We start from the raw sequence: 15,242 nt of genomic DNA on the forward strand, positions 1-15,242 counted from the left end.
CGACAATGCAACTCATCCAGCTCAGCAAGCTCGACCAGAGCGAGGACAATGTCTGCAAGCGACCCAATCCGGAGTTCGAGGAACGCCTGTCCTTCGATATCGAGGCCCGCGGCGTCCTGCAGAACCTCATCGTCGCAAAAGCAAAGAAGCGCGGTCGCTTCGAGGTGATCGGAGGCGGCAAGCGGATGCGCGCCATGCACCGGATCGTCGAACGCGGCGCGATGGACGCAGATTTCGAGGTTCCCTGCCTCGTAATAGATCGCCGCGAACACAATGCGAGCGAAGTGTCGCTGGCCGAGAACTTCCAGCGCCTGCAGATGACGCCGGCCGAGGAATGCCAGGCCTTCCAGCATTTCATCAAGGAAGACGGCGACACCGCCGCGGTCGCAAAGCGCTTCGGTCTCACACAGCGTTTCGTCGACGGCCGCCTCCGCCTCGCCAACCTGGCCGGACCGATCTTCGAAGCGCTGGCCGCCGGCGATATCACGCTCGACCTCGCCAAGGCCTATGCCGCAACCGATCAGCATGAGGTGCAGCTGCGCGTCTTCGAGCAGATGCGTCATGCGTGGAACCCCAGCGCGGACGCAATCCGCCGGATGATCGCCGATGGCTCGCTGCGCGGCAACGATCCCATCGCGCTTCTCGTCGGCGAGGACGCCTATGTGGCTGCGGGTGGCAAGATCGAGCGCGACCTCTTCAGCGAAGCGGCCGACGATCGCTGGATCGATGTCGAAATCGCCCACCAGCTTGCCGCCACCAAGATGGAAGCCGAAGCCGAACGGCTCGCTGCAGAAACGGGGCTCGCCTGGATCAACCCCGTGGCGGCCACCAATTCGTGGAGCGCTCGCAGCGAACTCGGCGTCAACCCGGTTCGCCTCCCACCGGCACCACTCTCCGAGGAAGCCCGCACGCGGATCGACGAAATCGACGCGCGCATGGACGACATCAACGCCATATTCGAGGACGAAAGCGCCCAAGATGAGGACGGGGTGGATCTCGACAAGCTCGAGATCGAATACGACACGCTCTCGAACGAACGCGAAGATCTCAACAACCCCGTGCGCGAGCTGCCCGAGGAATGGCGCGGCGAGGCCGGTCGCTTCCTCATCCTCACCAACAAGGGCGAGATGGTGCTGGAGAGCGACTACTACAGCGAGAAACGGCTCAGCTTCGAGCAGGACGAGGACGGCAACGTCACCGCCACCAGCGAGGACGCGCCGACCCGCGGCGGCACGAGCAGTCAGGCCGGACGCCCGTCGACTCCCGAAGCAGTCGCGCCGGGCGGTGAGAAGCCGATCAGCGCGAAGCTGTTCGACGAACTGTCCGTCCAACGCCGGAACATCCTCGCCGCCTCGCTCCTCGGCGACCCGGGTCTCGCGCTCGACTACGCCATCTTCGCCTTGTGCGACGATCGCAGCTACGAGAGCAAGGGCACCTCGCTGAAGGCCGGCAAGCCGCAGGACCCCGCCTACGGCGATATCCCGCAGTCGGCGGCCGAAGGGATCCTCGCCGCGGCCGAAGATGCGCTCGACAAGGCGTGGCATGAGCCCAAGGAGGTCGCCCAGCGATTCCTCGCCTTCCGCGAACTCGACGACGAGGCCAAGGCCGCATGGCTCTCCTACGTGGTCGCCGTCTCGCTGGAAGCGAAGAAGGGCTACAATTCGGAGTATCATCCGATCCACTCGGTCCTCGGCAGCATTCTCGACGTCGACGTCGCCGCAATGTGGCGCCCGACTTCGGAGAACCTCTTCGACCGCATCAACAAGACGTCCTGCCTCGCGGCCCTCACCGATATCGGCGGCTCCGAACTGGCGGCACGGTACGCGGCATCCAAGAAAGCCGATCTTTCCAAGACGTGCGAGAAACTCTTCTCCGGCGACGCGATCGTCGAAGAGGATGTCAAGGAACGCGCTCTCGCGTGGTTGCCCGAAGCGATGAAGTTCGAGATCTCCACCGGTGATCTCGATCAAGGCGAGGCGCCGATCGAGCCGGACGGCGATGACGACCTCGCCGATACGGACGACGGCAAAACTGCCGAGGAACCCGAAGACGTCGACGAAGAAGCGGCGGTGGACGCCTGAGGGCGTCGGCAACCTCCTGATGCACTGGCCCGGTCGCTCCACTCGAGCGGCCGGGTCTTTTTCATGGCCGGAGACACTTCATGAAACGCTCCCCCAAGCGCGACGTCGCGCAGGACATCACGAACCTCATCATCAGAAAGATCGAGGAGGGCACGCTGCCCTGGCGGCGCCCATGGAAGAAGACAGGCGCCGGCGGTGCGCCGCTGCGCGCCAACGGCGTGCCATACACCGGCATCAACCGCCTGTACCTGTGGGCCGTTGCGGACGCGATGGGATATCAATCGCGCTATTGGATGACATATCGGCAAGCTCAGGAGCTCGGCGGGCAGGTTCGCCGCGGCGAGAGCGCCGAACCGAGCATCTATTTCAACACGACCAAGAAAACCGAGGTCGATCGCTCCACCGGCGAGGAATCCTCGCGCACGATCCGCTTCATGCGCGCCTATTCAGTGTTCAACGTCTCGCAAATCGACGGGTTGCCGGTCCATTTCTACCCCGACCCCGTACCCGAAGCGCCGCCGACCCCGTCGCAGAAGGCGGCGGCGATCGCGGCGTTCTTCGCGCCCATTCCGAGCGAGGTTCGCTATGGCGGTGACCGGGCGTTCTATTCTCCGGGCGGCGACTTCATTCAGATGCCGCACCGCCACAGCTTCGTGAACGAGGACGGCCTCGCCGCAACCCTCGCTCACGAAACCGGACACTGGACGGGACATCCCAACAGGCTCGCGCGCACGTTCGGTAAGCGCTTCGGCGACAAGGGCTATGCGTTCGAGGAACTCGTAGCCGAGCAGATCTCGGCACGGATCTGCTACGAACTCGGGCTTCCGGCCGATCTCCACGAAAGTCACGCCAGCTATATCGGCCATTGGCTCGACATCCTGAAGTCGGACAAGAGCGCGATCATCACCGCCGCCGCGAAGGCCGACCAGGCCTTCTCCTTTCTTGCCGAATTCTCAGGCTACGACAGCGAAGCAGAGGAGGCGGGCCATGAGGCGGCTGCACTTCAGGCTTACGCTTGAGCCGGGTCTGGAAGCGGTCGTGCGCCTCGCGCAGCTCCACCAGTACGCGACCGACCTCGTCGATGGCGAGCGGGTTCTCATCGGACCAGCACTCAGGGAGAGAATGGTACTCAACTTCCCGGCCAGGGAACCCGGTGACGTCCTAGACAGCCTGCTTGGCAATGGACCTGTAGGGTGGACCGTTTCCGGACAGGAACAGGGCGGGTCCCTGGTCGTGATCTCGACCGAGGGTCCGGGGGTCTCGTTCTCCGCGATTGGACGAATCCTCGAACAGGTCGCTCCAGAGGCATTTCTGAAGCCGATCGTCTACGAGCCCATACCGGGGAGCTCCCTGACGGCGCATTCCAAAGCGCTGCATTGAGGGGAGGGGGAGGGGGCCATTGCATCTGCAATGGAAGGGAAATCCCATGACCTGCGACATCGACTACCGCTATCGCCGCGCGCTCGACCCCGATGGGTTGACCACATACGAGACTGCGGTTCGCGCGCTGAACGAGGCGATAGACGACGCCCGCCTCGCAGGCCTCCCGGCGGCGGACTGCCCCGCCGTGCTTCTGCTCACCCGGCACCTCTCGCGAATTGCCGACGGGGAGCAGACAGGTCGGCGCCACGAGGATGCCGAGCTGCGGCAGCGATGCATCGACCGGCTCAGCGATCTCAAGCATTCGCCCGCGATCGTGGCGCTGGTGCGCCGAGGTCTCGACTATCGGCAGGAGGAGCTCCGGCACTACCGGCGCGAAGGCTCCCGTACCCTGCGCATGATCGCATTCGAGCTGGGAATTGCCCACAGCGACTATCGGCTCGGATACACGACGCCGCAAGAATCTCTCGCCGGAGACCACACGCTGGAATCGAAGGGCCTGTTCGTCCGGATCTCGCCCGAACGCTTCGGGGAGCCGGGCGTCGCCTGGCGTAATCCGCACTGGAAACCACCTGGCGCGACGCTGCGCAAGGCACCCATCACAGTGCTGCGCGACATACCCGGCCTCGCCAAGCGGATCGCCCGAGAACTCAAGCTTCCCGCGCCGGCACAGGCCGGACTCATCTGAAGGAACACGACATGGGATGGCTTACGATGACACGCATGGCCATGGGTGGGCACGAGACCCCCAAGGCCTATCTCGACGCCCAGCTCACCTACGAGCGCAAAGCTGAAGGCGATACGCCCTTCCAGGGACTTCGCGTGCTCAAGAGCGTCTATTCGGGAAGCACCTACTATGCCGCGGCCGAACGCTACGACGAGAACGGCAAGCGGATCTACGTGACCGCGATCATCTGTCTGGTCCGCTGGAATCCGCGCGCCAGCGATGGCCACATCTTCGGCTATAAGGACATGGACGAGGACATGGGTCCCTGCGAAGCGAGCTGCCCGCGGAGCGTCCTCGCGCTCTTGACGACGACCTCGCATCCCTTCGCGCTCGATTGGCGCAGGCGCTGCTACCGGATGCTGGCGCTCAGGGAACGGCGCATCGCCGATGGCGATCTCATCCGCTTCCCCGAGCCCATGAAATTCACAGACGGCAGCGAGCACCGCGAATTCCGGATTCGGAGGGATGGACAGAAAACCGTCCTGACCCTTGCCGACGGACGCGGTCGCTTCAAGATTTCCCGCCTTCTCGAACGGCGGTTCGAGATCGTCCGCGAACCGAAGGTCGCGAAGACCTTCTTCCCCGCCGCCTGAAACGGAAGTCTCCGAAATGGAACAAGATCGCCTCGATCCCCGGCGCCATCGACTGTGCGGCCGAAGCAACGCCGAGAGGCTGGCGCTCCGGCTATCGGAAGCTACCGGGGAAGATCACGCCGTCATGCGCACCGATTGTCCGCTGCAGCCCCTGCGCGTCACACCCTCGCGTGGCCATGACCCGGCAACTTTCGAATTGCAGGTGATACTGCTCTGACTACTCGCCGATCTCGCCGCCCAGGGCGGGATCGAGAAACCAGGAAGCTCCCTGCTCGAAATCGCCTTCGCGCGGCGGAACTGGCCCGTCGGGTTCGGCCGACACGTAGGGGTTGATCTGTACCGAGGGCAAGGTGCCCGAGCGGAACAAGGAAGCGGAGATCTCGCAACGCGCCTTCAGGAGGTCGATCAGCCATTCGAGATCGTCCAGCATCTGCAGCACGCCGCGCCCGGCAAGCGTGTAATAGAGGCAGCGCTGATAATCATCGCATTCGCAGGAAAGGACCTGGGTGAGCTTCCGCTTCGCTCCGCGCTGACCTTCATGCACCGCCTCGAGCGTTTCGAAGAGCTCACGAGCCGAATGGTACGCGTCGAAAGCCTCGACGCCGATCGAGGCGTTCGCCAGCGACCGCCGTGTGGCGCGATTGAGCTCGTCGAGCGATGCATCGCGCAGCGCGATATCCAGATCGAACCGACCAACCGCGAATGCCTTGTTCATCACGCAAAACTCCTCTAAGCGATGAACATAGAGTGAACAAAGAGGCCCGTCAACCGGTTTAGATCATGTGGCTCATACCCAAGGACACCAGCGGCCTGACGGGTCGCGTCGCGATCAGCGACGGTCTCAAGGACGCGCTGATACGCTGGTATACAGGGAAGGGCGACGATGCGGACCACAGAGCGTCCGTATCTCTCGTCGTCACCTCGCGCGAGAACGGCAAGTGGCTCGCGTGCGACTGCCTGGCGCAGGACCGTTCGCCACCCATCATGAGCCCAGCATATCTCAGTTTCCAGGAAACCTATTATCTGCGCCGCCTGACGGCTCGCCCGGGGCACAATCCCAAATGCCCGTTCTACATGCCGCAGGCACCGCAGCGTATCCGCGAAACCGGCAGCGACGCTCTCTACGAGATTGAACAGCCCAAAGGCCTGTTCATCGCTCACCAGAAAGCGCCAGAAAAACTTGCCCAAAAGCCCGATGCAAGCGAGCCCGACGACAGGTCTCGCGGCGTCGCCATTCCGCGGCTCGGCAAACTGCTCTGGCTGCTGCTTGAGCGTGCGCGCTCAAACGTCCTGCGCGAGCTCCCGCCAGAGGGTCCACGCGACGGCTCCATAAGCGCCGAGATGCGGCGCCTGCGCGAGGTCGCCGGACAGTTCAACATCGCTCCCGGCGTCCGGCTCATGAACCATTTCTACACGACGGCCATCGAATACGAAAAGCACGTCGTCCACGCCCGCCTGCGCGAAGCGGAGAAGGACTGGCCCGAGGAATTCGCGCCGCAAGCGTTTCTCCTTCTCGAAGCCAACCAAGTGACCAGCAGCGAGATCGTGACCGGCCTCGGCACCGTGGAGATCCGCAACCGCATCCAGCATACAGGCATCATCCGCGCCGAGGTCCAGCCACCCTTCCTCGTCCTCGCTGTCGTCGGCGAACACAGCAAGCGTGAAGGCTACCGCGCCTTGCGGGCCTATGCACAGCCTGTCTTCACCGGCAACCAGTTCGTCCCGACGGAGCGCGACCACGACCGGGACGTTCTCCGGGGACTCCAGAAAGCGCAATACACCCTCCGACGTGACGGCATCCGCATGGCGGTGAAAAAGATCTTGTTCGACATCGAAACCGAACACGGATCGGCGAGGCCCGATTTCCTCGTTGCAGTGAAGCATCAGGCATCGGGGCGACAGATCACCTTCGCCCTGCAGGTTCTCCAGTCCGCCGACAGCGGATATCTGGAACTTCGCGGGATTGAGCACGACCGGCTCCTCGAAATCGGCCCGGTCGTCGCACTGCCGCTGAGCGACATAACAGCGGACGTCATCGCCGATCACGCGAGACAAATCATAAGCTGAGAGGGGGAGGGGGAGGGGATTAAGCGAACCAAAAGGAGGTTTCGCTCATGTCCCTGTTTGCATCCACGCCCCGCCCGGAAACCTCGCCTTGGGGACCGGTCCAGCAGGCCGATCAGCTGGCTCCCGGCATCTGGTCTGTAATGACCGCCAGCCACGGCGGGCTCCTCCTCTCTGACGCCCGGCAGACCGCAATGCCCGATGCCCTGCGGCTCGACGCTCCCGTATACGAAGAAGACGCGAACTGGGCCCTAGTCTACCTCGCCTTCGAGCGGGAGCTTGCAGTGCAGAAAACCTGCACTGCAGATTTCCTGCAACTCGTCCGCGACACGGCCCGGTGCTGGCACCCCGATCGTTACGCCGCACATACCGGAGAAACCGTCCCACCGAACGAGTCCCACGTCCTGCGCACGCGCGCCGCCTACGAAGCCGCGATAGGCGAATACTGTACGACGAGTGCCTGGGGAGACTGGGCCGAATGGGTTCCGGAAGGAAAGGTCGGCGTGATCGCACGCCGGCTCGTGTCGGTAAATCATCTCGGGCGTCCGACCTACGGCGACGACGAAGTCTGCGCGCTGGTCGACAAGCAGGCCTATTCTCAACGCGGCGAAGTCACTGTGCTGGCTTCGGTTCCCCATGAGATCATCGATCCCCCGGCAGAGCTTCGGCCGAAGAGGCTGACATGAACTCGCAGGGAATGGCCGTCGCGAGCGACGACACAATCGCATCCGCGCTGCGCTCCGGCGCGCACGTCGTCTACAGCCTCTCGGGCGGAAAGGATTCGAGCGCGGCCGCCTTCGCCGTCGAAGCGCATCTCGACCGGATCGGACACCCGCGTGATCGCCGTCACGCCATTCATGCCGATCTCGGGCTGATCGAATGGCCATCCACTCCAGGCTTCGTCGAGACGATCGCAGCCATGCTCGGAGTCGACCTCTCCATTGTCAGGCGCAAGGCCGGAGGTCTGATCCAACGATGGGAGCAACGCTGGCAGAGTTCGCTTCGCCGCTACGAAAACCTGGAGACCTACCAGCTCGTCTCACCCTTCTCCTCTGCCAAGCTCCGCTTCTGCACAGGCGAGGCCAAGGTTCAGCCGATCGGCGCCGAGCTCAGGAAACGCTTCGCAGGCGAAACCATCATTTCGATCGTCGGAATCCGGCGCGAGGAAAGTCCCGCCAGGGCCAAAGCGCCGATCAGCAAGCCCGACCTTCGCTTCGCCCCCGTCGGCAACAGGGCCGGAACAACCATGTTGACTTGGCATCCGATCGTCGAATGGTCCGCACGCGACGTCTTCGCCTATCACGCTATGCGCGCCATTCCGCTTCACGAGGCCTATGGCCGCGGCGCGGACCGGCTCAGCTGCAGCTATTGCGTGCTCGCCGGACTGAACAACCTCGCGGTCTCCTCCACCTGCGAAGGAAACCACCCCGCCTATCGCGCGATCGTCGGGATCGAAGCCCGTTCCGGCTTCTCCTTCCAACCTGGACGCTGGCTCGCAGACGTCAGTCCGCACCTGCTCGGCCCACAGCTGTCCACAGACGTAGCGAACGCCAAGCGAATGGGCGATCGAAGGCGCGATTTAGAGACTGGATTGCCGCCCGACCTGCGGTTCACAAAGGGCTGGCCGCCCCGGGTTCCCGATCTCGAGGAAGCCAGAACGATTCATCGCGTCCGAAGCGAGCTGACCTCGACCCACGGCCTCACAGACCACTGGCCGGGACCGGCGATGATCCGCGAGCGCTTCGCCGAACTCCATGCCGCCAAGGCGGCCTGATACGACATCATGGAGACAATCATGGAAACACCTTCCCACAACGCAAACCGCGTCCCGATTGGCCGACATTACGCGGGCACGCTCGAACTCGATCTAGACCGCCTCCTTGCGGGTCGATTGCTGATCCAGGGAACCAGCGGCGCCGGAAAGAGCGCGACCCTGAGGCGGATTATCGAAGAAGCTTTCGAGTTCATGACGACGGTCATCGTCGATCCGGAGGCCGAGTTCGGGAACCTCGCTGCGCATATCGGCGCGACCACGATCAAGGGAACCGAGATCACCGCAGAAGGTCTCGGCGCCGCGGCGCTGCGCGCGCGCGAACATCGCATTCCGCTTCACATCGATCTGTCCGACCTCGATCCGGAGCAGCGCATCATCAAGGCCGCGGCGTTCTTCGCGGGACTGATGAGCACCCCTAGCGACCTGTGGTCGAACACAATGCTGGTCTGCATCGACGAGGGACATCTCCTAGCGCCCCACCTTGCCGGGCGAGCGCAGGACGCCGAAACCCGCCGCCTTGGTGTCGCCACCCTAACCGACTTGTGTTCGCGCGGGCGGAAGAGAGGTCTCGCGACCATCGTCGCGACGCAGCGGCTCGCCAAACTCAGCGCATCCGTGACCAGCGAACTCCTGAACTTCCTTGTCGGCCTGAACGTGTTCGACAGGGACGTGAAACGCGCGGCGGATTTCCTCGGCTTCTCGGCCAAGGACGCGGACAAGCTTCGCACGCTTGCGCCCGGCGAATTCTATGCGATGGGACCGGCCCTGGAGGCCAGCGCCACGCTCGCGAAGATCGATCCGACCATCACAAGGCATACCGGCGCAACACCGCAACTCGTCGGCTCGGCCGATCACAGCGCCGAGGAGGCCGAAAGCCTTCTGGCACTCGACGCGATGCGCACGTTGGCGCAACCCGAGAAGAGCAGGCTGACGCTCAAGGGGACGAGGGCTCTCGATGCCTTCCTCCTCGATCCCGCCGCGACTCTCGCGATAACCACCGTTCAGGCACTGGCGAAGATCTCTCCTAACGCGACGACCTGTACCGACCTGTCGGCCCATACGGGACGCGAGCGCGAGGACATCCACGATGCTCTCGACACGCTGTCGGCGATCGGCGCGATCGAGACCACCCACCGCGACGACACGCGCATAGCGCGCCTCTCGGCCCGGCTGCGGCAGAAGAACGCCAATGTCGACCTTGTCGCTCTCGCATGACGACTTCGATGTCGTTGAACTGGCCCCCTTCGTGCCTGGCACTTCTGGGCACGCGGCGCAGCCGCTGCGCGAAATGCCTTTCAGGCACGATGCCTGGACACCGCAGGAAACGGACGCGCTGAAAGACCTGTTCGGCGCCGACGAACCCCTCCAGGCCATCTCCGAGCGTCTTGACCGACCCCTGCATTCGGTCAGGTCGAAAATCCACGCTCTCGGTTTGCGGCGAAATTCCACCAGGGAATGGACCGACCTTGACGATGCCGAACTCGCACGGCGCTACGGCAACGAGGCGACCGCCACGATAGCCCGCGACCTCGGACGAAGCTGCAGCGCGGTCTATGTCCGGGCACAGATCCTCGAACTGACGGAACCGCAACCGCCCGAATGGACCGAATGGGAGGATGCCCAGCTCCGCGCCGGATACACGCGCGCGACCGACGTCTCCCAGATCGCGGCGATCATCGGCCGGCCCGTTAGCGGAACGGCTTCGCGCGCCTCCAAACTCGGACTGAAACACCCCAGCAACCCCGCGGGATGGACCGAACCGGAAATCTGTCGCGCCCTCGAACTCCTCGACACCGGCATTGCCTATCGCGACGCGATCGAGATCATGGTGAACGAGGGCTTCCCCCGCAGGAGCAAGGCCGGCTTCGGCCCGAAGATCCGCGCCGCCGGCTATACCAGGGGCTGGGGCCGGGCATGGTTGCCAGAGGAAGATGCGCTACTCCGCAAGGCCTACGCGACAGGAGCAAGCCTCACACCGCTAAGAACACGGCTCGGACGAACGCGGCATTCGATCAAGTGGCGCGCGGAGCATCTAGGTCTCACGGGAAGCCACAGCGCGAAAAACGGGTTCCGGGGCGGCCCCGACTGGACTGACGCCGATATAGCCAGCCTGAAGGCGCATTACGGGACCATGTCGAACGCGGCGCTGGCCAGATTTCTGGGGCGTTCCAAACTGGCGATCTCGACCCGCGCAAACGTGCTGGGTCTCGTCCACGGCTACATCCGGCCCTGGTCCGATGACGAACTGCGCGCACTCCAGGTCGCCTACGAGAACGAAATCGCCATCGCCGATCTCGCAGGGGCCTTGGGCCGAAAGCCCATGTCCGTCTCGAAATTCGCGACGAAGCACGGACTCCATTTCGGCCGCCGCCCCAGGACGACGCCCGCGCCATCGATCGAGACCATTCTGGCGCTCGATGAAGGGGGAGGGGGGGGAATGCCGGGAATCAATCAGACAAGGAGGAACCCGGTGAAGTACGAACCCATTCGCGCAAGCGTGAGCCCCGACACGATCGGGAAGGTCACACGACTCTTCAACGGCTCGCTGAGCGACATCCTGAACGAGCTGCTGCAGAACGCCCGCAGGGCCGGCGCGAGCGCCGTCAACGTCGACGCGACGCCTCGAGAAAACGGCTTGCGAATTACCATCGACGACGACGGTTGCGGGATTGACGATCCGGCTCGCGTTCTCGCGCTCGGCGCATCGCGTTGGGACGCCCAGGTCGCCAGCGCCGAGGATCCCGCGGGGATGGGCGTCTTCAGCCTTGCCGGCAAGGCGACCGTGATCGAGTCCCGATCGGATTCGACAGGTTCTGCCTGGCGGATCGCAATCCCCGCCGATGCATGGACCGGAGACGTGGAGATCGCCGTGGATCGCTCCGAACGGCGGAAGGGAACTTCGATCTCGTTCCTCCTGCCGGGCGCTTGCGAAGGATCGGTCGAGAACGCCGTCAGGGAAGCCTCGCAGTATTTTCCGATCCCCGTCCGGTTCGCCGGCAGGGACATGCCTCGAAAGGACTTCCTGAGCGGCGCCATCCATGTCGAGGACTGGAACGGCAGCCGGATCGGCATCTTTCATGGCCGGCCTTATCACCGGACCCCAACCGTGAACTTCCACGGCGTCACCGTCTTCACTCGCCTTTTCGAGGTGGCGCAGGTCGGCAGACAGGAGATCCATGCCCGCATCGATATCGGGCATACGCCCGAACTGCAGCTCGTCCTGCCGGCGCGCAAGGAATTCGTCGAAAACGCCGGTTTGACGACCCTCAAGGCTGCCTGCGAGGTCGCCTGCTATCGCGCGATCGCCGCACAGAAATCGCACAGCCTCAGCTTCGAGAGCTACAGCAGGGCGGCTTCACTAGGAATCCCGCTTGCCGAGGCCGAAGCCGCTCTCACCGCATGGGAGCCCGACATCGCCGACAATGACACCGGGACCGAGGCCGGCGAGCGCCGGACCATCACCGGCGATGAATTTCTCATGGACGCGCACGAAGCGCATTTCGGCCAGATAATCGCACGCGCGCTTCGCGGCACGCCCATCCGTTCCAAGCTCGTCGACCGCAATTCCCGCTTCGAAGGCTACAGCTGGTACGACGCGCTACGCGAAATGCGCGATCCGAACTTCGTCGTTCGCACCGATGCCGCGATCCACACCGTGGACGCCATCGCCGCCGATCCGCCCCTCGCTGCCGTTACCATCGCGCAGGAAATTCATCTCGAATACGCAATCGATGACCAGGGATGTGATGGTGCCGCCCGGGAGCGCGTCGAGGCCGATATCGTTCTCACCTTCCCTGACGGATGCTGCTCCGACGGAATCGAGGACGTGACGATCGCCTACGTCGCCTCGGACGCCCTCCAGCCCGAAGGGCTGGTCGCTCTCCTCGACAATGCCTGCTTTTCCGCCTGGAACGATTCAGACGCCGATAGCTGGGACACGCAGCACGACCGGTTTCTCCGCGACGCTCGCGAACTCGCCTACCGCATCCTCATCGGCGAGGACGCCGCCATCGCGTCCCAATTCCGCGACGCGATCGCACGCATCATGTGGACCCTGCCCAAAGGCAAGAAGGTGACGATCGCCTTCACGCACGACAGCCCGATCGATGTGACGGTCTGCGATCAAGAGCAGGCGACATGAGCTCGCCGCGCGTGCTGTGCTACGGGGTCGGCGTCGACAGCACGGCCTTGCTGGTCGAGCTGGAAAGTCGCGGCGAGGCGCCCGATCTCGTTTTGACCGCCGACACCGGAGCCGAGAAGACAGAGACCTACGCATTTCAGGAAATCATGCGCCGATGGATGGCGGAGCGCTCCATCGCCTACGAGGTCGTGCGCTACGAGGCCAAGCGTTTCAAGAACTGGCCGCCCTACCGCGACCTCACGGAATCGCTTCTGACCAATGGATGCCTGCCCTCGATCGCCTTCGGCCGGCATAGCTGCTCGCTCAAATACAAGGCGGCGCCGCAGGAGGCCTTCATCAAGGCCTGGCAACCCGCGATCGAGGCATGGGTGCAGGGCAAAAAAGTCATCCGCTACATCGGCTATGACGCCTCGCCGCGAGACGGGCAGCGATACGCGCACGCAAAGACGATCGACGATCCGCTGTTCGACAACCGATATCCGCTTCGGGAATGGGGTTGGGATCGCACCGCCTGCGCCAACCGGATCATCGAGGCCGGTCTCCCCGTGCCACCGAAATCGTCGTGCGTGTTCTGCACGGCCATGAAACCCGACGAGGTTCGCAGCCTATCGACCGAATGGCTGCGAACGATCGTACTCATCGAAGCGCGGGCGGCCCCCCGCCTGAAGACCGTCGAAGGCCTTTGGCGAAAATCGACCCGGACAAGACCGGGACGGATGACGGATTTCATCCGCGACGAAGGCCTTCTCGACTCCGCCGAGATCGACAGGATCATCGAGACCGCGCCTCCGGACCTCGTCGCCTTTCAGGAAAGGGCCGCGCAGCAGCCCCTGGAAACACGCGAACCAATGTCGAGCTGGCTCGACCGCTTTCACAGCAAGGAGACCCATCATGCCTGATACGCTCGCACCGGCGGCTTCGAACACGGAACGCATAGCCGAGCTCAACGATCGCGCGAGGCTCGGCCTCGATCGGACAGCCCGCACCATCTTCACGCTCAATCTGCTCGACAGCCTCAGCGACGGGAGCCGCCGCAACGACATCCTGGCGCAAGCGCGTGTCATGAAAGCGATGCGTAGCTGCACCTTTTCGGACGATTCCCCCGAGAGAGACATGGCCTGGTTCGAGGTCGACGGAATCCGCGTGATGATGAAAATCGACTACTACGACCCTGCATTCGAGTACGGTTCCGAAGATCCGGCGAATGCAGCCGAGACGCGGCGTGCGATCACGCTCATGAAACCGGAGGATTATTAAGCCATGACCATCAGGACAGCAGACGCGGCGACCAAAACGGCCGTCGATACCGCGCTGCGACATTTGCGCGCGGCCCGAGGGGAATGGCGCAAGGCGAACTGCCCGCGCGCGCTGGAGAAGGTACGCCGCGCAATCGACAGCACGGAAGGGGCAAAGCGCCACTGCGACCATCGCCGCGCGAGATCGCCGGCATGAGCCGCCACCAGCTGCAGCTGCGCGACGGCGTTGCCGCGACATCCGCATGGATCGGGTGGGACCGCCCCCTTCGCACGTTCTTCGCCCAAGTCTTCGCCGCCGATCCGGACGATGAAGACGAAGAAGTCCCGATTCTCTGGGAAGGCACCGCCGAGGCCGAACTCCCGCGGCCCGTCGACGCCATAAGATTGCTCGAGCCCTACTGCGACATTCCCGCAGAGATCGCCGCCAGTCTCGAAATCGACCGGATGAAGACGCTCGCGACGATCGACGGGCCCAACCAGACAGAAGCGAAGGCCTTCCTCGCGCGGCTCGAAGCTCGCGACAAGCGCGACCAGGCCTGAAAATCCACACAAGCCGACGACGCACGGCCCCTGCCGGGGCTTCGTGCGGATTGCGCGCGTTTGCGCGCTGCCGGGCTGCGCCCGGGGGGAGGGAGGGATGAAGGGAAGTGGTCCGGACAAGGGGTTCGGACAGAGCATCAGGAGACTTCCCATGAACATCGGTACCCTCAAGGCCAATGCCGACGGCGTTCACATCGGCCGCATCGTCACCATGGCATTCGCCGCCACCATCGCCCTGCGCGAGTTCGTCTCGACCAACGAGCGCGCCCCCGCCTTCGACGTGATGGCGCTCTCGGCCGACCGCCGCAGCTGGGTGAAGGTCGGCGCGCTGTGGGAATACTCGTCGAACGACACCGGCGAGGTGTTCCTCTCGGGCCGGATCGACGATCCCAGCCTCGACAAGCCGATCGACGTCGCCATGTTCCGCCAGGACGACGGCTCCTACAACGTCGCCTGGCGCCGTCCGCAGCGCAAGCGCACGCTCCCCGGCATGGCCAGCGAAGGCGAAGACACCCTGCCGCCGCTGAACGCAACCGGCGGCGAGCCCGAGCAGGCCGGTTCGACCACCGGCGGCGACGGCCTGGGCGAGAGCACCGCTCCCTCGCCGAAGACCAAGGCCAAGGCGAAGGAGACCGCCGACGCCTGACGACAGCGTCCCCCGGGCCGGTGCGACCCCTCCCGCATCG

The 15,242-nt window shown here is 64.1% G+C and carries 16 protein-coding genes; 15 read left to right on the forward strand and 1 reads right to left on the reverse strand.

All coding sequences use genetic code 11. The annotated features are described in order from the left end of the window. Nucleotides 1-5: 5 nt before the first annotated feature. From VWN43_RS00060 to VWN43_RS00080, 5 genes are all read left to right on the forward strand, one after another. Nucleotides 6-2,081, forward strand: a complete 2,076-nt coding sequence (locus tag VWN43_RS00060) for a ParB/RepB/Spo0J family partition protein (protein ID WP_320179875.1) — start codon at nucleotides 6-8, stop codon at nucleotides 2,079-2,081. A gap of 80 nt (nucleotides 2,082-2,161) precedes the next feature. Next, nucleotides 2,162-3,100: an ArdC family protein gene (locus VWN43_RS00065; protein ID WP_320179876.1), complete on the forward strand. Its 939-nt coding sequence runs from the start codon at nucleotides 2,162-2,164 to the stop codon at nucleotides 3,098-3,100. Next, nucleotides 3,069-3,461: a hypothetical protein gene (locus VWN43_RS00070; protein WP_320179877.1), complete on the forward strand. Its 393-nt coding sequence runs from the start codon at nucleotides 3,069-3,071 to the stop codon at nucleotides 3,459-3,461. The genes VWN43_RS00065 and VWN43_RS00070 overlap by 32 nt, the downstream gene beginning before the upstream one ends. Before the next feature lie 46 nt (nucleotides 3,462-3,507). Beyond that, nucleotides 3,508-4,149 (forward strand): hypothetical protein, encoded by a 642-nt coding sequence (locus VWN43_RS00075; RefSeq protein WP_320179878.1) that lies wholly within the window; start codon nucleotides 3,508-3,510, stop codon nucleotides 4,147-4,149. Between the two features lie 11 nt (nucleotides 4,150-4,160). Then, complete coding sequence (locus VWN43_RS00080; protein WP_320179879.1) at nucleotides 4,161-4,781, forward strand: DUF6927 domain-containing protein; 621 nt, start codon at nucleotides 4,161-4,163, stop codon at nucleotides 4,779-4,781. Between the two features lie 217 nt (nucleotides 4,782-4,998). On the opposite strand, the gene VWN43_RS00085 is transcribed toward VWN43_RS00080, so the two are convergent. Then, nucleotides 4,999-5,496: a hypothetical protein gene (locus tag VWN43_RS00085; protein ID WP_305959930.1), complete on the reverse strand. Its 498-nt coding sequence runs from the start codon at nucleotides 5,494-5,496 to the stop codon at nucleotides 4,999-5,001. A 65-nt stretch (nucleotides 5,497-5,561) separates the two neighbouring features. Between VWN43_RS00085 and VWN43_RS00090 the strand changes: the two genes are divergently transcribed. From VWN43_RS00090 to VWN43_RS00135, 10 genes are all read left to right on the forward strand, one after another. Further along, complete coding sequence (locus VWN43_RS00090) at nucleotides 5,562-6,848, forward strand: hypothetical protein (RefSeq protein ID WP_320179880.1); 1,287 nt, start codon at nucleotides 5,562-5,564, stop codon at nucleotides 6,846-6,848. Between the two features lie 47 nt (nucleotides 6,849-6,895). Continuing rightward, on the forward strand, nucleotides 6,896-7,531 hold the full coding sequence (locus VWN43_RS00095; RefSeq protein ID WP_320179881.1) for a DUF7007 domain-containing protein: 636 nt from the start codon (nucleotides 6,896-6,898) through the stop codon (nucleotides 7,529-7,531). Continuing rightward, nucleotides 7,528-8,619 carry a phosphoadenosine phosphosulfate reductase family protein gene (locus VWN43_RS00100; RefSeq protein ID WP_320179882.1) on the forward strand — a complete coding sequence of 364 codons (1,092 nt, stop codon included), beginning with the start codon at nucleotides 7,528-7,530 and terminating at the stop codon, nucleotides 8,617-8,619. Before VWN43_RS00095 ends, VWN43_RS00100 begins: the two co-directional genes overlap by 4 nt. A gap of 9 nt (nucleotides 8,620-8,628) precedes the next feature. Next, the gene (locus VWN43_RS00105) at nucleotides 8,629-9,834 is read left to right on the forward strand and encodes a helicase HerA domain-containing protein (RefSeq protein WP_320179883.1); all 1,206 of its coding nucleotides are present in this window, start codon (nucleotides 8,629-8,631) and stop codon (nucleotides 9,832-9,834) included. Then, nucleotides 9,809-12,760 carry an ATP-binding protein gene (locus VWN43_RS00110; RefSeq protein ID WP_320179884.1) on the forward strand — a complete coding sequence of 984 codons (2,952 nt, stop codon included), beginning with the start codon at nucleotides 9,809-9,811 and terminating at the stop codon, nucleotides 12,758-12,760. Before VWN43_RS00105 ends, VWN43_RS00110 begins: the two co-directional genes overlap by 26 nt. Continuing rightward, nucleotides 12,757-13,659 carry an adenine nucleotide alpha hydrolase family protein gene (locus tag VWN43_RS00115; RefSeq protein ID WP_320179885.1) on the forward strand — a complete coding sequence of 301 codons (903 nt, stop codon included), beginning with the start codon at nucleotides 12,757-12,759 and terminating at the stop codon, nucleotides 13,657-13,659. Before VWN43_RS00110 ends, VWN43_RS00115 begins: the two co-directional genes overlap by 4 nt. After that, complete coding sequence (locus tag VWN43_RS00120) at nucleotides 13,652-14,017, forward strand: DUF3768 domain-containing protein (RefSeq protein WP_320179886.1); 366 nt, start codon at nucleotides 13,652-13,654, stop codon at nucleotides 14,015-14,017. Before VWN43_RS00115 ends, VWN43_RS00120 begins: the two co-directional genes overlap by 8 nt. A 3-nt stretch (nucleotides 14,018-14,020) precedes the next feature. Beyond that, nucleotides 14,021-14,212 carry a hypothetical protein gene (locus VWN43_RS00125; protein ID WP_320179887.1) on the forward strand — a complete coding sequence of 64 codons (192 nt, stop codon included), beginning with the start codon at nucleotides 14,021-14,023 and terminating at the stop codon, nucleotides 14,210-14,212. Continuing rightward, nucleotides 14,209-14,556, forward strand: coding sequence for a hypothetical protein (locus VWN43_RS00130; RefSeq protein ID WP_320179888.1), 348 nt, complete (start codon nucleotides 14,209-14,211; stop codon nucleotides 14,554-14,556). Before VWN43_RS00125 ends, VWN43_RS00130 begins: the two co-directional genes overlap by 4 nt. A gap of 151 nt (nucleotides 14,557-14,707) precedes the next feature. Then, the gene (locus VWN43_RS00135; RefSeq protein WP_305959939.1) at nucleotides 14,708-15,202 is read left to right on the forward strand and encodes a DUF736 domain-containing protein; all 495 of its coding nucleotides are present in this window, start codon (nucleotides 14,708-14,710) and stop codon (nucleotides 15,200-15,202) included. Nucleotides 15,203-15,242: the final 40 nt, after the last annotated feature.

The sequence above is a fragment of the Qipengyuania sp. HL-TH1 genome (assembly GCF_036365825.1).
GTDB classification, from domain to species: Bacteria; Pseudomonadota; Alphaproteobacteria; order Sphingomonadales; family Sphingomonadaceae; genus Qipengyuania; species Qipengyuania profunda.

Coding starts and splice junctions, on each gene's coding strand:
- VWN43_RS00105 (WP_320179883.1), top strand. CDS start 8,629: ATGGAGACAATCATGGAAACACCTTCCCACAACGCAAACCGCGTCCCG.
- VWN43_RS00125 (WP_320179887.1), top strand. CDS start 14,021: ATGACCATCAGGACAGCAGACGCGGCGACCAAAACGGCCGTCGATACC.
- VWN43_RS00090 (WP_320179880.1), top strand. CDS start 5,562: ATGTGGCTCATACCCAAGGACACCAGCGGCCTGACGGGTCGCGTCGCG.
- VWN43_RS00075 (WP_320179878.1), top strand. CDS start 3,508: ATGACCTGCGACATCGACTACCGCTATCGCCGCGCGCTCGACCCCGAT.
- VWN43_RS00110 (WP_320179884.1), top strand. CDS start 9,809: ATGTCGACCTTGTCGCTCTCGCATGACGACTTCGATGTCGTTGAACTG.
- VWN43_RS00060 (WP_320179875.1), top strand. CDS start 6: ATGCAACTCATCCAGCTCAGCAAGCTCGACCAGAGCGAGGACAATGTC.
- VWN43_RS00115 (WP_320179885.1), top strand. CDS start 12,757: ATGAGCTCGCCGCGCGTGCTGTGCTACGGGGTCGGCGTCGACAGCACG.
- VWN43_RS00130 (WP_320179888.1), top strand. CDS start 14,209: ATGAGCCGCCACCAGCTGCAGCTGCGCGACGGCGTTGCCGCGACATCC.
- VWN43_RS00085 (WP_305959930.1), bottom strand. CDS start 5,496: ATGAACAAGGCATTCGCGGTTGGTCGGTTCGATCTGGATATCGCGCTG.
- VWN43_RS00065 (WP_320179876.1), top strand. CDS start 2,162: ATGAAACGCTCCCCCAAGCGCGACGTCGCGCAGGACATCACGAACCTC.
- VWN43_RS00070 (WP_320179877.1), top strand. CDS start 3,069: ATGAGGCGGCTGCACTTCAGGCTTACGCTTGAGCCGGGTCTGGAAGCG.
- VWN43_RS00100 (WP_320179882.1), top strand. CDS start 7,528: ATGAACTCGCAGGGAATGGCCGTCGCGAGCGACGACACAATCGCATCC.
- VWN43_RS00120 (WP_320179886.1), top strand. CDS start 13,652: ATGCCTGATACGCTCGCACCGGCGGCTTCGAACACGGAACGCATAGCC.
- VWN43_RS00080 (WP_320179879.1), top strand. CDS start 4,161: ATGGGATGGCTTACGATGACACGCATGGCCATGGGTGGGCACGAGACC.
- VWN43_RS00135 (WP_305959939.1), top strand. CDS start 14,708: ATGAACATCGGTACCCTCAAGGCCAATGCCGACGGCGTTCACATCGGC.
- VWN43_RS00095 (WP_320179881.1), top strand. CDS start 6,896: ATGTCCCTGTTTGCATCCACGCCCCGCCCGGAAACCTCGCCTTGGGGA.